16 protein-coding genes, 1 tRNA gene and 3 pseudogenes are annotated in these 21,485 nt (G+C 70.0%); 9 read left to right on the top strand and 11 right to left on the bottom strand.

Annotated elements, in window-relative coordinates:
• Positions 1 to 23: 23 nt before the first annotated feature.
• Positions 24 to 530, bottom strand: a pseudogene (locus ACIGWZ_RS11275) (alcohol dehydrogenase catalytic domain-containing protein); the annotation flags it as partial.
• 89 nt (positions 531 to 619) lie between these two features.
• Between ACIGWZ_RS11275 and ACIGWZ_RS11270 the strand changes: the two are divergent.
• The 3 genes and pseudogenes from ACIGWZ_RS11270 to ACIGWZ_RS11260 all read left to right on the top strand — a co-directional run.
• Positions 620 to 724, top strand: a pseudogene (locus ACIGWZ_RS11270) (LysR family transcriptional regulator); the annotation flags it as partial.
• A gap of 163 nt (positions 725 to 887) precedes the next feature.
• A pseudogene (locus ACIGWZ_RS11265) lies at positions 888 to 992 on the top strand (recombinase family protein); the annotation flags it as partial.
• A gap of 251 nt (positions 993 to 1,243) precedes the next feature.
• Complete coding sequence (locus ACIGWZ_RS11260) at positions 1,244 to 2,656, top strand: MFS transporter (RefSeq protein WP_400063087.1); 1,413 nt, start codon at positions 1,244 to 1,246, stop codon at positions 2,654 to 2,656.
• 243 nt (positions 2,657 to 2,899) lie between these two features.
• Here ACIGWZ_RS11260 and ACIGWZ_RS11255 read toward each other — a convergent pair whose 3' ends face one another.
• Complete coding sequence (locus ACIGWZ_RS11255; protein WP_400063085.1) at positions 2,900 to 3,628, bottom strand: SDR family oxidoreductase; 729 nt, start codon at positions 3,626 to 3,628, stop codon at positions 2,900 to 2,902.
• A 308-nt stretch (positions 3,629 to 3,936) separates the two neighbouring features.
• The gene (locus ACIGWZ_RS11250; RefSeq protein WP_400063083.1) at positions 3,937 to 4,518 is read right to left on the bottom strand and encodes an AAA family ATPase; all 582 of its coding nucleotides are present in this window, start codon (positions 4,516 to 4,518) and stop codon (positions 3,937 to 3,939) included.
• Positions 4,519 to 4,976: 458 nt separating this feature from the next.
• Between ACIGWZ_RS11250 and ACIGWZ_RS11245 the strand changes: the two genes are divergently transcribed.
• A complete protein-coding gene (locus ACIGWZ_RS11245; RefSeq protein ID WP_400063081.1) occupies positions 4,977 to 7,070 on the top strand; it encodes a SpoIIE family protein phosphatase in 2,094 nt (697 codons plus the stop codon).
• 55 nt (positions 7,071 to 7,125) lie between these two features.
• Here the strand turns inward: ACIGWZ_RS11245 and ACIGWZ_RS11240 are convergent, their stop codons facing one another.
• A complete protein-coding gene (locus ACIGWZ_RS11240) occupies positions 7,126 to 8,052 on the bottom strand; it encodes an AraC family transcriptional regulator (protein WP_400063079.1) in 927 nt (308 codons plus the stop codon).
• 67 nt (positions 8,053 to 8,119) lie between these two features.
• A complete protein-coding gene (locus tag ACIGWZ_RS11235; protein ID WP_400063077.1) occupies positions 8,120 to 9,043 on the bottom strand; it encodes an NADP-dependent oxidoreductase in 924 nt (307 codons plus the stop codon).
• 373 nt (positions 9,044 to 9,416) lie between these two features.
• Here ACIGWZ_RS11235 and ACIGWZ_RS11230 point away from each other — a divergent pair, with 373 nt between their 5' ends.
• Positions 9,417 to 10,142 carry a hypothetical protein gene (locus ACIGWZ_RS11230; RefSeq protein WP_400063075.1) on the top strand — a complete coding sequence of 242 codons (726 nt, stop codon included), beginning with the start codon at positions 9,417 to 9,419 and terminating at the stop codon, positions 10,140 to 10,142.
• A gap of 48 nt (positions 10,143 to 10,190) precedes the next feature.
• Here ACIGWZ_RS11230 and ACIGWZ_RS11225 read toward each other — a convergent pair whose 3' ends face one another.
• Positions 10,191 to 12,347, bottom strand: coding sequence for a hypothetical protein (locus ACIGWZ_RS11225; protein WP_400063073.1), 2,157 nt, complete (start codon positions 12,345 to 12,347; stop codon positions 10,191 to 10,193).
• A gap of 231 nt (positions 12,348 to 12,578) precedes the next feature.
• Positions 12,579 to 13,169, bottom strand: a complete 591-nt coding sequence (locus ACIGWZ_RS11220) for a cysteine hydrolase family protein (protein WP_400063071.1) — start codon at positions 13,167 to 13,169, stop codon at positions 12,579 to 12,581.
• A gap of 186 nt (positions 13,170 to 13,355) precedes the next feature.
• Here ACIGWZ_RS11220 and ACIGWZ_RS11215 point away from each other — a divergent pair, with 186 nt between their 5' ends.
• Together ACIGWZ_RS11215 and ACIGWZ_RS11210 are read left to right on the top strand one after the other, a co-directional pair.
• Positions 13,356 to 14,393, top strand: a complete 1,038-nt coding sequence (locus tag ACIGWZ_RS11215; RefSeq protein WP_400063069.1) for a GlxA family transcriptional regulator — start codon at positions 13,356 to 13,358, stop codon at positions 14,391 to 14,393.
• Between the two features lie 321 nt (positions 14,394 to 14,714).
• On the top strand, positions 14,715 to 14,954 hold the full coding sequence (locus tag ACIGWZ_RS11210) for a hypothetical protein (protein WP_400063067.1): 240 nt from the start codon (positions 14,715 to 14,717) through the stop codon (positions 14,952 to 14,954).
• Between the two features lie 158 nt (positions 14,955 to 15,112).
• On the opposite strand, the gene ACIGWZ_RS11205 is transcribed toward ACIGWZ_RS11210, so the two are convergent.
• Together ACIGWZ_RS11205 and ACIGWZ_RS11200 are read right to left on the bottom strand one after the other, a co-directional pair.
• Entirely contained in the window at positions 15,113 to 17,416 is a 2,304-nt protein-coding gene (locus ACIGWZ_RS11205) for a hypothetical protein (protein WP_400063065.1), read from the bottom strand.
• A gap of 3 nt (positions 17,417 to 17,419) precedes the next feature.
• Positions 17,420 to 17,491, bottom strand: a tRNA-Gln gene (locus ACIGWZ_RS11200).
• A 300-nt stretch (positions 17,492 to 17,791) separates the two neighbouring features.
• Between ACIGWZ_RS11200 and ACIGWZ_RS11195 the strand changes: the two genes are divergently transcribed.
• Both ACIGWZ_RS11195 and ACIGWZ_RS11190 read left to right on the top strand, forming a co-directional pair.
• Complete coding sequence (locus ACIGWZ_RS11195) at positions 17,792 to 17,974, top strand: hypothetical protein (protein ID WP_400063063.1); 183 nt, start codon at positions 17,792 to 17,794, stop codon at positions 17,972 to 17,974.
• 913 nt (positions 17,975 to 18,887) lie between these two features.
• Positions 18,888 to 19,508, top strand: a complete 621-nt coding sequence (locus tag ACIGWZ_RS11190; RefSeq protein ID WP_400063062.1) for a hypothetical protein — start codon at positions 18,888 to 18,890, stop codon at positions 19,506 to 19,508.
• 188 nt (positions 19,509 to 19,696) lie between these two features.
• Here ACIGWZ_RS11190 and gcvH read toward each other — a convergent pair whose 3' ends face one another.
• Together gcvH and ACIGWZ_RS11180 are read right to left on the bottom strand one after the other, a co-directional pair.
• Entirely contained in the window at positions 19,697 to 20,089 is a 393-nt protein-coding gene (gcvH, locus tag ACIGWZ_RS11185; protein WP_400063060.1) for a glycine cleavage system protein GcvH, read from the bottom strand.
• A gap of 173 nt (positions 20,090 to 20,262) precedes the next feature.
• Positions 20,263 to 21,462 carry a DUF1266 domain-containing protein gene (locus ACIGWZ_RS11180; RefSeq protein WP_400063058.1) on the bottom strand — a complete coding sequence of 400 codons (1,200 nt, stop codon included), beginning with the start codon at positions 21,460 to 21,462 and terminating at the stop codon, positions 20,263 to 20,265.
• Positions 21,463 to 21,485 lie beyond the last annotated feature (23 nt).

The raw sequence follows: 21,485 nt of genomic DNA, 5'->3' as shown, positions 1-21,485 counted from the left end.
AGCAGGACGGCCTTGCCGCGTATCCGGCGCTCGCGCAGGTCGACCAGGGTTTCGGCGGTCTGTGCCCAGTCGGCGAGTTCAGTGACATAGTGGCCGACGCCACCTGATGCGCCGTGCAGTAGTACCCGTCGGCCGGCCAGGGAACCGGCGGTACGCAGCAGCCGCAGGGCAGTGATCCCGGCCAGGGGCAGAGCCGCCGCCCGTACGCTGTCGATGCTGTCCGGGAGCACCACGAGCGAGTGCGTGGGCAGGGCGGCGTACTCGGCCCAGCCGCCCTGCGCCGGGTGCCCGACCACGCGGGTGCCGATGCCGGGGCCGGAGCCGTCGGCTGCTGCCTGTACGACGAGCCCTGCGATGTCCTTGCCGGGCAACAGCTCCGGCCGGGGGTGTTCGAGAAGGAATGTCTCGCCCCGGTTCGGGGCGAACGCCTCGACTTTGATCAGTGCCTCATCCGGCTCCGGCACGGGCTGGGGGACCTCGGCGAAGGCGACTGGGCGCGGTGCTTCTCCCGTGGGAATCAGTCTTTGCATGGAGAGGATGCAACCCCCGCGGCCGCCCCGCGATCCAACAACTGCCAAGCAAAGCCGACAACTTTCGGTTGTCACCTGTGGTGGGAGCCATGGATCTCGACGTGGCGCAGGTACGTGCCGTTGTGCGCACCGCCGAAGAACTGCACTTCGGCCGGGCGGCCAGGACGCTCGCGATCTCTCAGCAGGCGCTGTCCATGGTCGATCCCACGCCGCTGTACGCCTGGTCGCTGCCCGTGCCACCATGCGCCCCGAGCTGGACACGGCCGTGAAGTCGCCGGGGAAATCCGGGCCTCCGGCGTCGCCGTCACGCTCGTCGTCCACGAGCACAAGCGGCTCGGCCGCGGCATCGAACTGGCCATGCTCGCCGAGGAGCTGAAGGCGAGCGACGTGGGCCTGGAGTTCCTCACCGGGGAGCTCAAAGGCTCGCACGACCCCTCGGGGATCGTCTTCACCGTGCCCGCCGCGATGTCCGGCATGGAGCGCGCGTACATCCGCGACCGCACCCCCGAAGGAACGGAGACGACGAGTGCGGGCAGGCGGTCGCCTCGTCGCCGGGCGCGAAAGCGGCGTGCGGATCGCCGGTGCCAGGGTGGCCATGTCACTGGTGCCCGAAAGCGCGTGGCGTTGACGATGCGGCGCGGTGTGAGCGCTCGGCACGCCGTTGGACTGCTCGAAGTCTCGGGAGGCGGGCGTCCCGGGAATACCGTGTCGCCATGGTGCGCGCCGGTAGTCCCCAGGCCGATCGACCGGAGAAGCCCGCGGGCTCGGGCCGGCGGCTGGCCCCGCTTTTCGCGGTCTGCGCGGGCTACTTCATGGTCATCCTGGACGTCACCGTCGTCAACGTCGCCGTTCCGGTGGTGGGACGGGAGCTGTCCGCCTCGCTCACCGGCATCCAGTGGATCACGGACGGCTACACCCTGGTCTTCGCCGGACTGCTGCTCACCGGGGGCGCGCTGGGAGACCGGCTGGGCAACCGCCGAATCTTCTGCACCGGGGTGGTGGTGTTCACGCTTGCCTCGGCCGGCTGCGGGCTGGCCGAGAGCACCGGCACCCTGATCGCCGCCCGGCTGGTGGAAGGCCTCGGCGCGGCGCTGATCGTGCCCGGCTCCCTCGCCCTCCTCCAACAGGCCTATCCTGCACCGGCCGAGCGCTCCCGGGCCTTCGGCCTGTGGGGCTCCATGGCAGGCATCGCCGCCTCCGCCGGGCCCCTGCTGGGCGGTCTCCTGGTCACCACGGTGGGCTGGCGCTGGGTGTTCTTCATCAACCTGCCCGTCGGATGCGTCTGCCTGTTGCTGACGCTGCGTCGCGTGTCGGCTTCGCCCCGGCGTACGGACCGCCCCGTGGACTGGCCGGCCCAGTGCGCCCTCGTCGCTACGGTGGCCCTGCTCACCACTGTCCTCAACGAGGCCGGACGACGGGGCTGGACGGACCCACTGATCCTCATCGGGGCCGGCCTGTGCGTGCTGGCAGCCGCCGCGTTCGTCCTGCGCGAGCGTCTGGCCCGCACCCCCGTACTGCCCTTGCGACTGCTGCGCTCCCGCCCGATGAGCGGGGCGGCGGCCATCGGCCTGCTGTTCAATTTCGCCTTCTACGGCATGATCTTCACCGCCAGCCTGTACTTCCAGCACCACCGCGGCCTGACCGCGCTGCGCACCGGGATCGCCCTCTTCCCGGCGGTGGCCATGACCATGTTCGCCTCCGTCCTGTCCGGGCGGCTGGCACGCCGCACCGGACACCGCCCGCTCGTGATCACCGGCATGGTGCTGGGAGCGGCCGGTCTGGCCGGGTGGGCGGCCGCCGGTGCGAATCCGGACTACCTCCTGCTTGTGGGGCCGATGATGGCGGCGGGCTTCGGCACGTCCTTCGCCCTCACCGGATCGACCGCCACCGTGATGTCGGCCGCGCCGGACACCTACTCCGGCACCGCCTCCGCCCTGTTCAACACCGCCCGCCAGGTCGGCAGCGCCGCGGGCGTCGCGCTGGGAGGCTCGCTGCTGGCCGGCGCATCCGGCTTCGCCACCGGGCTGCGGACGAGCATGGCCATCGGCGCGGCCGCGTATGGGACGGCCGCCGTCCTCGCCGTCTTCTGCATCCCCCGGAAGGAGTCCCGGCACCTCACCGACTGAACGGCGGCGGGCCGGCGCGGGTACGCCGCCGGGACCGGGACGTTCGCCGCGGCCGGCCGCTCCCCCGCCGTGGCTCGTAGGGGCGCAGGGCAGGTCGTAGCGACGTCGTTCACCCACGGGAGCGGAAGTCACGTACCCGAGTGCATGGAGACGACGGCATGCAGACGGACGGCGCCGGGGTGGACGACGGAGTCGGGTATCGCCCTTCGCTGAGGTCCGCGGGCGGGAGTGGGCGTGGGCGGTTCAGGAGAGCCAGTCGGCGTAGCGGGTGGGAGCGAGGTGGGCGTCCTTGTCGACGAGGGCGTCTCCCTTGACGGCGGCGAACATGCCCGCGGTGGGGTCGGTGACGACGGTGCGGGGGTCGGAGTTGTGGGTCAGGGTGATCCGGCCCAGCTCGTCCAGGGAGAAGACCTGGGGGCCGGCGATGTTGTGAATGCCCCTCAGCGGGGTGCCCATGGCGACTTCCGCCACCGCATTGGCCACGTCCTTGGCGGCGATCGGCTGGATCGGCGTGGCGGGGAGCCGGACGGTGTCGTTGTCGGCGGTCCAGGACATGACCGAGTCGATGAACTCCATGAACTGTGTCGCGCGGACGATGGAGTACGGGATCGGGCCGGCCCTGAGGATGTCCTCCTGGAGCGCCTTGGCTCGGTAGTAGTCCAGCTCCGGCACCTGGTCCACGCCGACGATCGAGAGAATGACGAAGTGACCGACGCCGCCCTTCCGGCCCGCGGCCAAAAGGTTGTCCATCGAGGTCTGGAAGAAGGCCGGGGAGGCTTCGTCGAAGGTCGGGGAGTTCGTCAGGTTGACGATGACGTCGGAGCCCGCCACCGCCTCGTCCAGTCCCTGGCCGCTGATGACGTCGATTCCAGTGGACTTCCCTTGTGGTACCGCCTCGTGCCCGGCGGCGTTCAGATTCTTGACGACCTGCGACCCGATCAGCCCAGTACCACCGATGACCGCGAACTTCATGACACGCCTTTCGCCGGGAGATGTGTCCGCAATATGACACATGACCCCTATGTGGGCGCTGTATGCGCATCGCCGAGTCATAGCGGCTGCGGATCCGGGGATCTACTGCGCTGCAGCAATGCGGGATTGCGACACCAACGGAGCACCGCCCAGGGAGGCCTCCGGGCTCGACGACGGCGGCAGGATCGAAAGGTTCGAGCCCCATGGCCAGCCCTTCGCCAGGTGCGCCACAGTGGGCCTCAGAGGGGGCCGACCGTCGGACAGGCCGTTACGTCGTCAGGCCGCCACGTCGTCAAGCCACCAGATCGTCAGACCCGTTTCTGCGCAGGCGAAACCGGGCGACTCACCAGGGCTCGCCGGCCGGCCTCGCGGATGATGCGATCGGCGGTCCGCTCGGGAGTGAGGGCCGCGGTGTCGAACCACCAGCCGACATCGCCGAGCTCGCGCCTCATGTCGGCGTCGAGGTCTTCATAGCCGTCGAAGTCGAACCGCTCACGTGGATCCCGGATGGTGTTGCGGTACCGGCACACCTCGATGCCCGGTGCGAGGACGGCGAACAAGACCTGCCGATCCCGGAGGAGAGAGACGAAGAAGTCCAGCTGCTCGCGGTGGGGTATCACCCAGTCGATCACGGGCGTGAAGCCGGCGTCGGAAATGTTGTTCGCCAGCGTGCACAGATTGCGGTTGCACAGCTCCACCTGCCGCGCCGCTTCGTCGGCGGGCTCGCCGAGGGCCCCGACGCGACCGCCGACGATCAGCCTGCTGATGTGGTCTCCGTCGAGCCGAGCGGAGCGTGGCAGGCGCTCGGCGACCAGCCGGGTCACCGTCGACTTCCCGGCCCCCGGCATCCCCGTCACGATCAGGCAGCTCGGCGTCTCGGCGGTGATCACGCACGCAATCGTGGCAGCGTGCCTTCCGGTCGGCAATCGCATTTCGGGGGCGGAGATCTGAACTGGCTGCTTCCGGCCTCTGGGCCGGGAGAGCCCTCGGCCAGGTCGTGGAGATCCGCGAGCGGGACGACCGTGTGCGACGGGCGGAGGGGGCAAACGTGGCTGAGGGTGATTTGGGCCGATACCGCCCGTTACCTCCCCAAAAAGAGACTAGCCTGTGAGTAGGTCGATCACAGGATTCCCCGCGGCGGACTGCGAAAGTACCCTGACACCGTCGAGTCGTACCTGCCGAGACCGCCGGTTCCCGGCCGTCACGTCCGGCCCGTGAGGCCCGTGGCTAAGGGAATGATCCGCCAAGACGCTCCGTCACTCTTCGGGCCGGTCCCTTCCGGAACGAGCGGCGGGGCTCTCGATCAACCCGTGAGCAGCTGTGACCGAGGGGCTCGGAAGGAGCGGCAATGAGCGCAGCCGAGGCCTCCGCCGCCGGAGACGGTCGGCAACGCGAGGTGGCGACCGCGCCAGGCGGCCTGCTGGACGTGCTCAGCGTCGCCGCCGTCGTGCTCGACGGTGACGGGCGCATCGTCCTGTGGAGTCCGCAGGCCGAAGAGCTTTTCGGTTACCCGGCCGGCGAGGCCCTCGGGCAGTACGCGGGACAGCTGCTGGTGAACGAAGAGCATCTGGAACTGGTGCTGCATCTTTTCGCCCAGGTCATGGCGGGCGAGGGGAGCTGGGCGGGGGTGTTTCCCGTGCGGCTCAAGGACGGCAGTACGAAGCTGGTCGAGTTCCGCAACATGCGACTGGAAGACCGGCACCGGGACCTGTACGCCCTGGGGCTGGCAACCGGCCAGGCGGCGCTGCGGCAGGTGGAGCGGGACCTGGCGCTGTCCACCCGCCTGGTGTCCCAGTCCCCGATCGGGCTGGCGGTCCTGGACACCGATCTGCGGTATGTGAGCGTCAACCCGGCGCTGGAACGCATCAACGGCTTGCCCGCTGCGGCGCATCTGGGCCGCAGCGTCCGAGAGGCCCTTCCGTATTTGGACATCGAGGCCATCGAGACCGCGATGCGGCAGGTCCTGGCCACCGGCACCCCCGTCGTTGACCAACAAACCGTGGGACGCACCGCCGCCGGCCCGGACGAACATGCGTGGTCGGTGTCGTACTACCGCCTGGAGGCGTCGAACGGGAACGTCCTGGGCGTGGCGGTCTCCGTCGTGGACGTCACCGAGCGGCACCTCGCCACGCTCGAGGCAGTCCGAGCCCGGCGCAACATGGCGCTGGTGGCCGAGGCCTCCCTGCGGATCGGCACGACACTGGACGTCGATCAGACCGCGCGGGAACTCGCCGAGATCTCCGTGCCGACGCTGGCCGACGTGGCCACGGTGCATGTGCTCGACGGCGTCCTGACCCACACCACGCCCGTCATCTCCCCCACCGGCCCGGCCCTCTTCCGGACGCTGGCGGTCTCGGCCGCATCGGCGACGGAGCCGGCCGCTGCCGCCGACCCGCCGGGCGAGCTCACCAGCCACGACGCCGACCAGCTGGTCACCCAGTGCGTACGCGCCGGCCGCGCCGTCCTCGTGCCCCAGGTGGGCGGCAGCGACCTGCCGCGCATCGCCGGCTGCCGGGAGGCCGGCGACCTCCTGGCCCGGTCCGGGTTCCACTCCTACCTGGCGGTGCCGCTGATCGCCCGCGGCAGGGTGCTCGGCGCCCTCGACCTCAAACGCACCCGCATTCAACAGCCGTTCAACCACGACGACGAGATTCTGGCCGGTGAACTCGTGGCGCGGGCGGCCCTGTGCATCGACAACGCCCGTCTGTACGAGAGCCAACGCCATACCGCGCTCACCCTCCAACGCAGCCTCCTTCCCGAGCACCCGGAGCCGCGGCCGGGACTGGAGATCGCCTCCCGCTACCGTCCGGCCTCCATCGCCAGCGAGATCGGTGGCGACTGGTTCGACGTCATTCCGCTCGCCGACGACAAGACCGCGCTCGTCGTAGGTGACGTCATGGGCAGCGGCATCAACGCCGCCGCCACCATGGGCCAACTGCGCACCGCCACACGTGCCTTCGCCGAACTCGACCTCGAACCCGCCCACGTGCTGCACCATCTCGACAACCTCTTCGACCGCATGGGGCAGACCATCACCACCTGCATCTACGCCGTCTACGATCCCCACGATCATCAGTGCCGCATCGCCAACGCCGGACATCTGCCGCCCGCCCTGGTCCGCCCCGGCCAGGACGCCGAACTGCTCGACCTGCCCACGGGCGCCCCCCTCGGCGTCGGCGACGTCCCCTTCCACACGACCACCTTCGCCCTGGAGCCAGGCGACGAACTGGTCCTCTACACCGACGGCCTGGTCGAGACCCGCAACCAACCCATCGACCAACGCCTGGACGCCCTCCTGGTGTTCCTCACCGGACCCGAGCGTTCCCTGGAAGAGACCTGCGACGTGCTCCTGTACACACTGCGCACCCCCTGGGAACACGACGACGTGGCCCTGCTCGCCATCCGGGCCGAGGAGTTCCACGCGGGCCGCTGCGGTTCCTGAGGGCCGTAGCCGCGGGGGCCGCCCGCCGGTTGCCCGTTCGGACCGCCGCCCGCCGTCACGCGGCGCGTGCCTGGCGTCGATACCCTCCCGGGGCGAGCCCGAACTCCCGCTTGAAGGCCTTGGCGAAGGCGAACTCCGACCCATATCCCGTCCGCGCCGCCACCGTCGTCAGCGGTACGTCCGACTCCCGCAGCAGTTGCGCGGCGGTCGTCATGCGCCAGCGGGTCAGGTAGGCCATCGGCGGCTCGCCGACCAGCGCGTTGAAGCGGCGGGCGAAGGCCGCACGGGACAGGCCGGACCGGGCGGCCAGGGACTCGACGGTCCACTGCGTCGCCGGCGTTTGGTGGATCGCCGTCAGTGCGGGGGCGACCGCGGTGTCACGCAGGGCGGCGGCCCAGCCCTGGGCCGTGTCCGCCGGCTGTTCGTCCAGCCAAGCGCGCAGGATGTACAGCAGCAGCGAGTCGATCAGGCTCGGCACGATGCCCTCGGAGCCGATGCGCGGATTGTCCAGCTCGGCGCCCAGCAGCTGGACGGCGGCGCTGAGCTCGGGGTGGCGGCCGTGCCGCGTGGGCAGGTGGATGATCGCGGGCAGCCGCATCACCAGAGGGTGCGGACGGCCCTGGTCCAGGTGGTAGTTGCCGCACAGCAGGCTGGTGCGCGGGCCGTCACCCCCCAGTGAGACGGAGCCGATGGGCGAGTTGTCGCTGAAGTGCTCAGGACCGGGCTCCCCGGGCGGCGTCGAGGGCTGGTCGGCGAGGATGTGGCCGCGGCCGTCGCGCACGAAGATCACGTCGCCGGGGCCGAGCGGGATCGGCGGGGTGTCGTCCAGCGGGACGAGCCAGCAGCTTCCGTGGAGCACCACATGGAATCCCGCGCCCGCGACCGGCGGCAGCCGCAGCCCCCAGGGCGCGCGGCCGTCGGTGCGGACGGACGCCGGGCTGCCGGTGCGCATGGAGGCCAGCGCTTCGGTGAGGATGTCCATGGCCACTCCCTTCTCTGCTGGTCACGATACGGGCCGCCCTTGTGGGAGAGGGCGGCCGGAATCCGTATCAGAGCGTCAGGACGATCTTGCCCTGCGCCTGCCCCGACTCGATCCGCTGATGCGCCTTGCCGACCTCGGCCAGCGGGAAGGTCGAATCGACATGGGGGCGGATCCGGCCGGCGTCCACGAGCGCGGCGATCGCCTCGAGTGAGGCGTAGTCCGGCTCCACCAAGACCCCGGCGAAGCGCCGCCCGGCCGCCGCGACCGTGGCCGCGAGCTCGGTGTCGTCGTGTTCGAGGATACTGACCAGTACGCCCCCGGGGCGCAGCGAGAGCAGCGAACGGGCGCCTTGGGCGGTGGAGTCGAAGACCACGTCCGCGTCCCGTACCGCCTCGGTGAAGTCGGTGGTCCGGTAGTCGATCACCTCGTCCGCCCCCAGGCCGCGTACGAACTCGTGCCGGGCCGCGCTCGCGAGCGCCGTCACGTGCGCGCCGCGTATCTTGGCGATCTGCACCGCGAGGTGGCCGACGCCGCCGGCGGCGCGGTGGATCAGCACCCGGTCGCCCTCCTTGACGCCCGCCGCGTCCACCAGCCCCTGCCAGGCGGTGAGCGCGGCAAGCGGCAGGGCGGCGGCGTGCACATGATCGAGTGTGGCGGGCTTGCGGGCGACCTGCCGCGACGGGGCGGCGACGTACTCTGCGTACCCGGTCGCCGCGCGGGGAAAGAACGGCATCCCGTACACCTCGTCGCCCACCGCGAACCGTGCTCCCGGCCCTGCCTCCTCGACGACGCCCGAGACATCCCAGCCGACGCCGAACGGCGGCTCGCCGAGGAGCGGGAGCGCGCCCGACCTGACCGCAGCGTCGACCGGGTTGACCGCGCTGGCGTGGACTCGGATGAGCACCTCGCCGCCGAGCGGGCGGGGGCGTTCGATTTCGGTGACCTCGAGGACCTCCGGGCCGCCGAAGGACTTCTGGATAACAGCTCGCATCAGGATCTCCCTGTCGATTCGGTGTGGTGCTCTCAACCGTAGAGAGATCGAATGAGCCGCTGAATAGCCCACCGTCTTGCTCACATGTCCGATCGTCTTGCACGGCGAGCGCCCCAGCCACATGACCGCGCAGACCGACCGGGCCTGCCGCGGCCGGACAGCGTGGGGTGCCGCCAGCGGGCTGCGGGGAGACGCCCGCGCTCGGGACAGGTGCCCCATGTCCCGAGGGAGGGAGCGGGGAGGGACACCGGCGAGCGGCTCCGGGGAGCCCCCGAGCGATGCGGGGCCTCCCTCTCTCCGTTCCCGGGACCTTCCTCGCCTCCGGCCGAGACAATCACCGTGAGAGAGCAAATCCACAGCGGGAGAATTCTGGATGACTGCATCGAGGGCCGCCCTCACACGAGACAGCCTGCGACTGAAGATCACCGTTCAGCAGGTGCGACTCGGAGACGAGGAATACCGAGTGATCAGCCCGTCAAAGCCACTCAAGAACGGAGCACTCTACACATCCGACAGCTCGTTCAACATGTATGTGGACCGGGCGGACGGCCGACGCATAGGCGCCCTCTGGCTGCTCGCGGCGCGCTCCCCGCGGTCCTTGGTATACCTGCCGATGCGCACCGCTGAAACGGAGCCCTGGATCGCTTTCGAGGACGAGACGCCGCTCGATCTCGTGCTCGCGCACCGGGCAGTACAGTTCCGGCCCTCCCTGTGGAAGAAACTGCGCGCACGCATTCGTGCCGCGAACGCTCCCCGCGAACTGCGCACCGCGAGAGTGCCGGAGAGGGACCTGCCGGCCGACACCTGCGAGATCAACTACCCGGCCCCCAGCGATCCGGGGAACGGGAACAAGAACCTGCTCCACCAGCACGTCCACGCCGAGACCCTGTTCCTGACAGGCAGTACGACGGCGTTCCGGGAAGCGGCTCCGCACATATTCACCGTCACGAAGGAAGGCCCGCCCGCTGCCGCGACACAGCTGTACATTTCCGGCGGATGCAATTACCACGTCTGCCGGAGCATCTATCACTGGCCGGATATGGACACACACGGATGGGACCAATTCCATGTGGAGTTCCGCCCGTCATGGTCGAGATGAGCGGTCGGGGACCGACCGGGCGGGAAATCCGTCCGCAGCGTGCGGCCGTCATGTGCGGGTGAGTGCGACCGCGGTGTCGAACAGCTCCGCGAGCGTGCCCGAGAAGGTCGGGAGGAGGCCTGCGGCGACGGCCCACATCTCGAGGTCGTCGGTGGCGGGTCCCAGCCGTCGGCGGACCTCGTCGGCGAGGCGCTTGTCGGGCAGCGTGGTTCCTCGGAGCCACACCACGCCTCGGCGCGGCAGCGCGTGGCGGGCGGGTGCGCCGCGTCGCAGCAGGTCCGCCGCGTTCAGCGTGCCGTGCGCCAGATGGACGGCGACCCAGTACGACGGGTCGAGTTGGCGGCGCAGGCGGGGCAGGACGGCGCGGACAAGGACGGGCTGCCAGTTCGTGTCCGGCTGATAGGAGGAGAACAGATCCGGGTGCGCGTGGAGGAGCAGCGGAGCGAGTTCCTCCGGAAGTTCGGGGTGCTGGGCCATGATCCAAGCGTCGCTCCGGTCGCCGCGCACACCGTCGCGGTAGCGGGCGATGAAGGCGTCCCAGTCGATGGGGGGTCGGGGGGCGTCGAGACTGCCGACGGTCCCGTCGGTGTGCCCGGGGAGGCCGCCGTGGCGCCTCACGTACGCGTACGCACCGGGGACGTCCGCGCGGAACAGGCGGGTCAGCAGGGGCGGTTCGCCGATCCACAGCAGCTTGCCCTCCTCGGCCTCGGCCTCCGCTTTCGGGGCGCGGTGGCGCGCCGCGTGGACGTCCCGGGCCGCGTCCAGGGCGGTGGCCAGGAGGCGGTCGCGGACGGGCGGGTCGGTGCGGAGCGTCAGAACGGTGTCGAGGATCGCCGGGGTGTCGCGGCGGATGGCGACCGCGGCAAGGGACAGTGCGTCATCGGGCCGCAGGGCACAGATGACGTCCGGCACCGCGGTTGCGGGGGCGCGGGTGAGCAGCCAGTGCAGCAACTCGGCGTCGACCCCGCTGCCGGACGGCTCGGCGCGGAGGAGCTCGGGCAGCGTGCCCGGCGTACTGCCCGGGCGGGTTTCGGCGGCGGCGACGAGGCCGCGGGGCGGAGCGTCGGCCAGCAGGGTGTCCACAATCCGGTGCATGGCGGCGCGCTCGTGCTGCTGCCAGTTCACCCCTGCGTCCCGCAGTTGGGGGTCGTTCATCACGGGCATGTAGCCCGTCGCGATGATGCCCGGCAGCAGCCGTACGGGGGCGGTGGCGCGGACGACGTCTTCGGGTGCGAGAGGGCCGATGCGGACGGCGAGCGCGGCGATGCGATGGGCGTCGACGGGAGTGGGGTCGGGCGACGGGCCGTGGTGGAGGAAGGCGCGGGCGACCTCCGGCTCGAGGTCGTCATAGGCGAGCATCCAGAAGCGGACCGGGAGCGGGAGCGGCCTGCGCAGATGACGGCGTACAAGTTCCGCGGGGTCCCGCCGTACCGGGGAGGGCAGGACGAAATGCGGGTCGTGGGGGCGGTCCCGGAGCATGCCCGTGAGGCCGCCCTGGTTGTCGGGCCGCCGGGCCATCCGGACCAGGGCGGCGGCACGCGGGTCGGAGGCGCCCGCCGGGAGCGTGCCGTACTCGCCCAGCAGACGCCGTAGTTCACGGCGGACCCGGCGCCGCGGGGTGGTCGTGCCCGGGCGGCCGAGCAGCTCGACGACGAGGTGTGCGTACCCGGCCGAGAGCAGCCGGAGGGCGGCGTCGGCTTGTTCCGCCTCGGTGACCCGGTCCCCGGGCGCGGTCAGGATCCGGAGCAGGACGCGGGGGTCGCCACTGACGGCGAGCGGTCTGACGTAGTGGATGCCATGGGCGCTGTGCAGGCGTTCGGCCAGCTCCTCGCCGAGCGGGCCGTTCGCGAGGTGATGGCGCAGCCGGGGGGTCGCGCGCTGGTGGACGTAGGCGAGTTCGGCGGCGGTCGAGAGGTGGGACCGTTCGGGGCTGCCGGCGCCTGCCGCGGGGTCGGCCGCTCGCGCGGTGAGTTCCTCCGCGAGGGCACGGAGCTGGGCGCGCGTGAGTGCGGGGTTGGCGGCCAGGGCGACGAGGTGTGCGGGCGTGCCGTGCATGACGACGGGGCCGACGAGCCCGGGATCCGGTCTGGCCGTGCCGAGCAAAGACGTGGCGGCGAGCCGGTCCAGCACCGGGACGACGAGGTCGTCGGGGACGACGGCCGCGAGCAGCGCGCCGATGGCTCGATGATCCGAATCGTGCGTCACGGGGAGGGGGACGCAGTGGTCGGCAGCGGGGTTCCCCGAGGCGGGGGGACGTCGGGGTGCGTCAGGGTGCATCGGCGCACCGTCCGCCGCGAGGACGCCCCTCGGTGTCCTCGCGGCGGACCGGTTGGCACGTTGAGCTGCCATCGCCCACTGACAGAACCGCTGCCGAGGGAAACCCGGGACGGGAGACCCGGACATCCCTCGGCAGCCACTGCACACCCGGCCGGAGGGTCAGTTCACGGACGAGCCGGACGGGACGACGACCCCGTAAAGATCGTCGATCGTCGCGAGCGCGCCGTGGTGGAGCTGTTCGGCGGACACGTCGGAGACCGCTGTCCGAAGAGGCCGGGTCGCGCAGGCGTCGGCGACCACGGTGGGTCGGTTGCCTCGCAGGAACGCGCCGGATGCGGTGAAGGCCACGCACATGTGGGTCATGAACCCGACGATGATGACGTCCTTGTTGCCGGCGGCGTCGACGCGGTCCCCCAGGTCGGTGTCGACGAACGCGTTGGGAACGGTCTTGACGACGACAGACTCACTCTCGATGGGCGCCACGGTGGGGTGGATCCGGCCGATTTCGGCTCGGATGTCGTACGGGGTTCCCTCGCCACCGTCGTTGATGACGTGGATGACCTTCGCACCGGCGTTCCTGGCCCTGGACAGGAGTGCGGCGGCGGAGTCGAGAGCGGCCTCCCATCCCGTCAGCTCCATCACGCCACGGGTGTACGTGTTCTGGTAGTCGACCAGGATCAGCGTCGCAGCGGCCAGCGATGCCGGTGTCTGATCGAAGCCGTTGAGTTCACGCAGGGTTGTCGTAGACATGTATATGCACCCTCTTGGGCTCGGTGTCGAAACGCTCGCGGGTTGCAAGGTTCGAGGGTCGAAAGGTTCGGGCCGCCGCGCGATGGCTGTATGCCACGCTACGATTCGGCCCCCGTGGCGGCAATGTCATGCAACTTGCAGATTCAGACATCGCCGCGGCACCGCGGCCGACCGGACGGAGCCCCCGTGAGCAGCATCAAACGGTTCATCGTCGTCATCCTCTTCGACGGCGTCGATCTGCTGGATGTGACCGGCCCCCCGGAGGTGTTCGCCCTGCTGCAACGGGAGATGGACGACGAGACGGGGTACCACGTCGTTCTGGCCGCCGAAACCATGGACCCCGTCACCACCTCCGCCGGGGTTCGCGTCCTTCCCGACATCACCTTCCAGGAGGTGTCGGGACGGAGTATCGACACCCTCCTGGTGCCCGGCTCGGTCGAAGTCGACGCCCAACGCCGCGTTCATGCCGTCACCGATCCCACAGTGGTCAACTGGGTGAAGACTCTCGCCGGCAGGGCACGGCGCGTCGCATCCGTCTGTGTGGGAGCACATATTCTCGCGGCTGCCGGACTGCTGGACGGCAAGCGCGCCACGACCCACTGGTCGACCGCGCAGCAACTCGCCGCAGAGCATCCGTCGATCGAGGTCGACGCCGATCCGATCTTCATTCGCGATCACGACGTATGGACCGGCGCGGGCATCAGCGCCTGCCTCGACCTGTCACTCGCCCTCGTCGCCGATGACTTCGGCGAGGCCGTCGCGCTGCACGTCGCCCGGCAGCTCGTGATGTATCTGAAACGGCCCAGTGGGCAGAGTCAGTTCAGCGTCCCACTCGCCCCCGCCTCGACAACGCGACGCATCGACGATCTCCGTCACCACATCACGCGCAACGTCGCCGAACGCCTCACCGTCGCCGATCTCGCCGAGCACGCCCACATCAGCGAACGGCAGCTCACCCGCATCTTCAAGACCGAACTCGGCATGACCCCGGCTGCCTACATCGAAACGGCCCGCGTCGAAGTGGCGCGCAATCGCCTTGAATCCACTGACGATGCCCTCGAACGTGTCGCGTCCACCTGCGGCTTCAACACGACCGACACCCTCATCCGTGCGTTCCGTCGGCAACTCCATACGACACCGACGGAATACCGAAATCGCTTCCGATCCTCTGCTCAGCCGGAAGGGTGTGCCCGAGCGCGGAGCGAAGGCCGGCGGCCTGCCTGATCCCAGGCTGTTGATTTCCCAACTCCCCACCACCGCAGTTGAGTTGATCCTCGGGCGGGGGCACGGCCGATCGCGGCCTGATCCACTCTTGTGAGCAGCGTGTCCGAACGTGATCATGACTGTATGGCGGATGAACGGTGCTTGCACGATTTAGTGGTGGGTCAGTGCACCGAGTGCGCTCCCGTCCCCAGAGGCCTGGCTGCGCGGGTGTTCGTCACCCAAGGCGGATCGGTCTTCCACCGGACCGTGGATTGTGAAGCGCTGCATGACGGGCAACGAAAGGCCCGACGTTTCGGCCGGGATACTCACGACCCGCGGAATGTGGCGCTTTCCGTGGCGTTGGCGGACGGGCGCGGGGCCTGTATTCCCTGCTTCCCCGCCTTCCGGCCCTCGGCCGACGCGAAGCCCTGCCGGGTGCTCGTAGCGGGCAACTGGGTGCCGGGGCTGCTCACCCAGTGGCGTCGCGGTCCCGATCGCCGGTGGTCGGGTGTGGTGACGTACGTCGTCGACGGCGAGCAGGTGACCGGAGTCAAGGACCAGGCGGAACTGCGACCGGCGTAGCGGCGAGCGCGTCCCGGGCCGGGGTGGGCCGGGACGCGGTACGCGGTCCCCGTCCCTTGGTCGCGGTCCCCGTCCCTTGGCGCTGCACGGCGGGCGGGCGGGGGCGACGGGTACCCGAGGCGCCCCGGCTGGGCGGCCGGGCAGCCGGGCCGTCACCGTCAGCAGGGCCGGTCGGTTGCGGGGGCCGGGCGAAGCCAGTGCGCCTCCGTGGTCCACCCGAGGAAGCGACGTCCGCCGCCCGACTCCGCCGTGCCACCGGCCGCGACCTGGCGCAGGCCGGTCAGCGCCGGGGCGAGCCCGGCCGCGACATGACGGGGGTGGCGGGCTGCCTCCTCGTCCAGTTCGGCGATCACCCGGGCCTGTGCCACGGGATCGCAGAGCGACAGGTGGAACATCATCTGGCGCCATGCGTACGCCGCATCCTTGATCGTGGACAACGGCCGCGGGTTGCCGGGTATCCGGGCCGTGAGCCGGCACACGGTGGTGAAGCAGCGCCGGGCCAGATCGTCCCAGCCGGGCTCGGGGCTGATGCCGACCCGGCTGACCAGCGTGGCCAGGTTGTGCGTGGTGAGGATCTGGGCCTGCTCGATGACCTTGCCGTTGGACGCCACCGACCAGGCTCCGGACGCGCCGGCCCGCTCGGTGCACAGCTTCGTGAATCCCGGTGAGGTGCGCGCCCGGTGCGTACGGGACAGCGCCTCGCACGCCTCGAGGATCGCGAGGTTGCGGACCGCCGCGTAGTCGATGCCGTAGTAGCGCTCGTACAGCGTGCCGCCGAGCAGGTCCGCGGCGACCCGCGCCGCCACGAGGAACTTCGGTGTGAAGGTGCCCATGAAGATGTCCGCGGCCAGTTCCTCGACGAACGGCGCGCCGGACTCGGCCTGCCGGGCGAGCGTGGCGAGTTCGCGGACCAGCGGGTTGGGCAGGAGCGTGCCAGGGAACGCCTGCACGGCCAGTTCGCCGAGTTGGCACAGCGTGGCGTGCGCCGGCTCCCAGCTCTCGTGGTCGACGCGGTGGCGGGCCACCGCCCGTACCCAGGGCAGTTCGTCGACCCGCACCTGCCGCGCGAGGTCGAACAAAAGCAGCGACCGGCGGTTGCGGAACGCGCGGTAGTTCGCGGCCATCAGGGTGCGAAGCGCCTCGTCCGGGTAGGCCCGCGCACCGGTCGCGGCGACCAGCTGCGGCACCAGTTCGGCCAGGACCTCGGCCGAGGGAACCGCACCACGCTCCACGAGCGTGCCGATCGGGGCGCTCAGCGCGGCCTCCGTGGCGTGCCGGATCGCCGCCGGGACCGCCGCTCCCGCGGGCAGCCCGGTCTCCGTCGCCTCGCGCGCCGAAACGTCCTCGCCCAGCGCTGCCACATCGGCCACACCGGTCTCCTGCGGGAGTCCGGACAGCCGGCGCAGCACCAGTTGGGCGAGCGCGTGGTGCGAGGGCTGGGCCGCTTGGGACGCCTGTTGGGCACGCAGCGCCGCGTGCCGTGGGGAACCCGGCCGGCCGCGCCGCCGCACCATGGATTCCACCGCGTGCCGCAGCAGCCCGAGCCGGCGTGCGTCCAGCGGCTGCCCGGCGACCGTCTCCTCCAGGGCGCCGCGCAGGATGCCCAGGTTCTCCTTCGGATCGCGGTGCTTGGTGCAGCGCGTGTGGGTGGCGGCGAGGTCGTGGTACCGGCGCAGAAGCGCCGCGCCGCGCTGTTTCCAGGTGTCGTCGGGGACGCGGTCCAGTACGCGGCCGGCCCCGGCGGTCTCCAGCCAGTGTGCGACCAGTTGGTCGCCGAACGGCTGCCAGACGGTGAGCGCCTCGCGCTGGGTCTCGACGCCGGCATGGGGCCGCCGGCGTGCCAGGGATGCGCCGACCTCGCCGACCGTGCGCCGATGGACCGCCCGGACGTCCGGCGCGGGCAGGGCCGACGGCCGCGGCGTGAAGCGCAGCCGGTCGGCGAACGGCTCCAGTACGTCGACGAGTTCCAACGCGCCGGCCACGTCGCCGGCCCGCACCAGCCATGCCACGGTCAGCAGCGCGGCCTCCTCGGGAACGGCGATCTCATAGCGGCCGCTGTCGAGCAGGGCGTACAGCCGGCCCAGGCCCGGCTCGGTGAGGCTGTGTGCGAAGAGTGCCCGGCGCTCGGCGGGCACCCCTGCCAGGGCCGCGGCCTCACGCTCGTACGGCTGGAGCGGGCCCTCGGCGCTCGCGGCGGAGGTGGCGAATCCGCCCCGTACGACCTCCGGCGTCACCCAGGCGGGCAGCCCGGCCACAGGGGTGCGCGAACCGATGGCCAGGCGTCCGTCGGCCATCCCGGCAAGCACGGCACGCCAGCGGTCGACACGGCTTTCGGCCCGACGCCGGGTTTCGGTATCGCCATGAGTCAGCGCGGTCAGGAAGGCCCGGGCCAGCTGACCTTGCGGGTAGGTCGCGGACGCCCCGGACCCGGCGGAAAGCTGCTGCTCAGCGTTGTCGTTCATAAGCCGACGTGGCAGGTTCCGCCCCTGCGCCCTCCGGGTCCAGAGCCCGGTGCTCTCCTACTGAGCTACACGCCGATGGACCGGAGACTAGACGCACGCCCGGAGCCCGTACAACCACATTTTCCCAGGGGCCAGGTCCGCGGAAGGCTTCTCTTATGCTCCTCGCTCTGCGCGGCATGAGCCGTACGCCGGGCTGAGGGACCCCGTCAGCTGCTGGGCCCGTTCGAGGTGACGAGCGACGGAGTGCCATGGCAGTCAGTGGCATGACGAGCGACTGCCGACCCGCAGTGGAGGCGCGCCGGGACGCACGTAGACTCGTCAACTGCCTCCGGACGTCCCGGAACGCAACTCGGCACGGAACGGGAGTGATGGAGAGTGTGGCAGGAACTGCCGGTATATGACCGGCTCGTCGCGGAACGGGGAGACATTCCTACGCAGGTACGCACCGAAGCCGAGAAGGTCCTGCGGAATCTTGAACAGGTGATGCGCAGCACCACCGGAGCCGCCGGCGAATCCGACCCGTCGGCGAAGTTCCTGTTCTCCCCCGCATCGAGCTGATCTCGATGGCGGGGCGAGCACGTCCGGCCCTGTGACCAGCAACTTCAACGAAAGAGCGGTCTCACCGCTGCCTACCGCCTCAGTGGCACTGTGACGATGCCGCTCCGCACGATGCCTGGCCATGGCCGGACACGACGCGCTCATAGCGCGTACCAGCGCAGCGTGGAACACCTTTGAGGTGTGGCTGGAACGCCACGCGCCCCAGTCCCACAGTTATCTGCGCCCTGCCGCGACAGAGAAGCAGATCAGGGCGGCGGAGGGGCAGTTGGGGCGGCCACCTCGGCACATGGGGCGATGCCGAAATGCCCGAGGTCGGAGCGACCCAGCTCGTCAACCACCTCAAAGACCTCGCCCGCGCTCTCACCACACGCAGACCGATGCGATACGGGGACATGCCGTGCCTGCGGGGCGGCACCTTGGCGTAAATCGACCCCGACTCCATGGACGAAGAAGAGTGGGAGGGGTTCGTGCCCCTCGACCAAGCCCCGTATCTGTAGGGACGACACCGTGAGACTCCCGGTGACACACGATCGCTGTGCACCGAGTGTGGTCCTGACAGGTGACGAGTCTCCCGGCCGCCCCGCACGGCCCTCCAGCGGCACTTCGGCATGTCGAGGGCGTAGCGGCACGTCAACGGCGTACCGGACAAGCCCCGGAAGAGTAAGAAGACTCGGTCGGCCCGAACCGCGAACATCTCCGGTATGGCGCATTCACGCCCCTTTCCCTGGGCACGTGCAGAGCGTAAGGAGGAACCCGAACATCCCATGCTGATGGGCTCGTTCGGCTGGTGATGCGAACGCAGTTGCCAGGTGCAGGCTGACGGAGGTGGAGAGGCATTGGGTTAATTGCGGAGAAAGGCGAGTAACATCCAGCCAACCACAGATCGACCATGCGGCAGAGAGCAGGCTGTGCCATGTCAGACTCGGAATTCGCTGCGCAGGTAGCCAACAAACTGAAGAGCATCGCGGAAGAGATGGACGAGCTGCAGAAGCTCAAGACGAAGCTGGAGGACCTCCAGCAACACCTCGGAACAGAGCCTCGGGAGGAAGCTGTCACACCACAGCTCTCGGAGGCCGACATCGAGCCGGCGAAGTCCGCGGCCGTGCCCGCAACCGTGCCTGCGGCACGCCGCGCCAAGGCGTCCGCCCCCAAGGTCAAGCCGGCAAAGAAGACCCCCGCCAAGGCAGCGGGAAGCGCGAAGAAGCCGCGCAAGGCCGCAGCAGTGCGGGGCACAGCACGCCAGAAGAAGTCCACCCGTGCCGACAGCCTCCTCGGGCTCCTCAACGACCAGCCGCGCACGGTCGCCGAGCTGACGAAGCTGCTGGCGCAGGAATTTCCCCACCACGCTGCGCCCGAGACCGCCGTACGCAACAGCCTGGAGAACTCACTCGTCGCCAAGGGGCTGGCACACCGCGGCAAGCAGGGAAGGAACGTCTTCTACTCCCACCCGGCAGCAGCACCCGAGGGCGACATCCAGGCTCACGAACCCGAGGCTGCCGACGTCAACGAGGACGTCGTGCCCGCCACGGCCTGACCGGCACCGTGCCGCCCTGTGCCGACCCGGCCACTCGGCGGTCGCAGACCGGCTGACAGCACTCGTCGCTCCGGCCGCTCACCTCTCCCCCGCAGTGTGAGCGGCGGTATGTAGGCGTGCCGGAGCGGGTGCGTTCGAGTGTCTGCGGGAGTCGGGGCTTCAACCGCCGCCGCCGGGCCTCGAACCGGCTACGCCGCCTCTTCCTGGAGGTATTCCTCGTACTGGGCGGCGGTGAGCAGGCCCTCGAGCGCCTTCTTGTCGGGCATCGTGATCTCGATCAGCCAGCCGTCCCCGTACGGGTCGGTGTTGACCAGCTCCGGTTCGCCGTCCAGTGCCTCGTTGCGCTTGGTGATCTTTCCGCCGACCGGCATGTAGACCTCGCTCACGGCTTTGACCGACTCGATGGTCCCGAAGGCTTCGCCCACCGGGATGTCCTGATCGCCGCTGGGCAGATCCACGAAGACGATGTCACCGAGCTGCCGCTGCGCGAAGTCGGTGATACCGGTGGTGGCCTTGTTCCCCTCGACCCGGACCCACTCGTGGTCCTTGGTGTACTTGAGGCTTTGGTCGATGTTCGTCATGCCCTCTCCTCCTCCATGCCGTGGCTGTCCGTGATCAACCATCGTGCTGTGAGGTCTCTTGAGAGGCGGACTCGGCTGCAAGGCACCGGTTCGGAGGGCGCTCTTCGCCCGGATGGGCGAGCCCCGTGTTCCGTGGCCTTCTCACGGTCACGACCCGAGCCGTGCGCCCTCGTTCAGTTGAAGGGGATGTTCCGCCAGGGACTGTCCGGGTCCAGGGTGAGGAGCTGGTGCCAGCGCACGGTGGTGCGGTAGAAATCGCCGAATTCGTCGTCGTCGCCCCACAGCACCCGGCCGAGGCTGTAGGCCGCCGAGAAGTCCTCCCACGAGCCATAGGCCTCGCGGCAGAGCTCACCGAGCGCAGGCACGGTCTCCGTCAGGAAGTCCGGATCGCAGAAGCGCGCGCCGACGCACAGCCGGATGATTGTGATGGCGCGGCAGTGGTCCCAGGCGGCGAGGGTGTGCACCATGCCGTTCGGCGGCAGCACGCCGTCACTGCGGAAGCGTTCCTCGTAGCGTCGGATCCGCGCGATCGCCTCCTGGGCCTGGCGCACGTTCACGCCCAATCCGCGTGCCGCCTTGGCCGTGGATTGGTACCACAGATAGGTGTGGTCCGGTTCGATCGGATCCCCTGGCTCGAGGGCATCGACGATCGCCTTGCGTGCGATGAGGGCGGCCTCCGCATCACGCGGGAGGTACCGGGCGCGGTGGAGGTCGTCCACGATGTCGTCCGCTTCGGCGGGGGTGGTCACGCCCCAGTCCCGGCGGAGGATGCGGCGGTCGCCGAGATAGTCGGTGTACACATCTCTGACACCGTTCCACGGCGTGCGGTTGCGGACGGCGAGATGCGCGCTGCAGGCGAGAGCCTGGGCGAGCGGGCCGTGGAGCGGGCCGGTGGCATCGGTCAGCAGCAGCTCGCCGCGTTCGGGGGGCGGCACGGCCTCCTGGCCGATGCGCGCCCAGTCAGCGCGGTCCCGGTGCGGAAACCGCATGCCACTGGGCGACCCCGGGTTGACCTCGATCACGACGTTCTCGTCATCGGCGAACCAGTCCGCGAGAGTCTTCAGAACGACGTAGTCCACGACCACATCGGGGCGCTGGGGCAGCATTTCCCCCCGCGTGCGGACCTCCAGCGTCAAGATGCCCGGTGGGTCACCCGGCCTCTCGCAGAACACGTGGCGCACCTTTTCCGGGTACGCGTCGGTGTGCTCGCGGTCCAAGTCGATGAGGACCTCGTTCTCGGCGAGTATCCGCAGATAACCCTCGGTGTCCCCGCGCTTCTTGGCCTCGTACAGCTGACGCTCGACCACGGTCGGCAGCCACAGGTCCTGTCCCCCGGCCGGCGCTGTCCCCGCGTCCCACCCGTATATCCCCATGGGCCTCAACCCTATCTTGCGCC

This window comes from Streptomyces sp. NPDC053427, assembly GCF_044544985.1.
Taxonomy (GTDB): Bacteria; Actinomycetota; Actinomycetes; order Streptomycetales; family Streptomycetaceae; genus Streptomyces.
The sequence above is the reverse complement of the archived record's forward strand: the minus strand, read 5'-3'. Positions and strand labels throughout refer to the sequence as shown.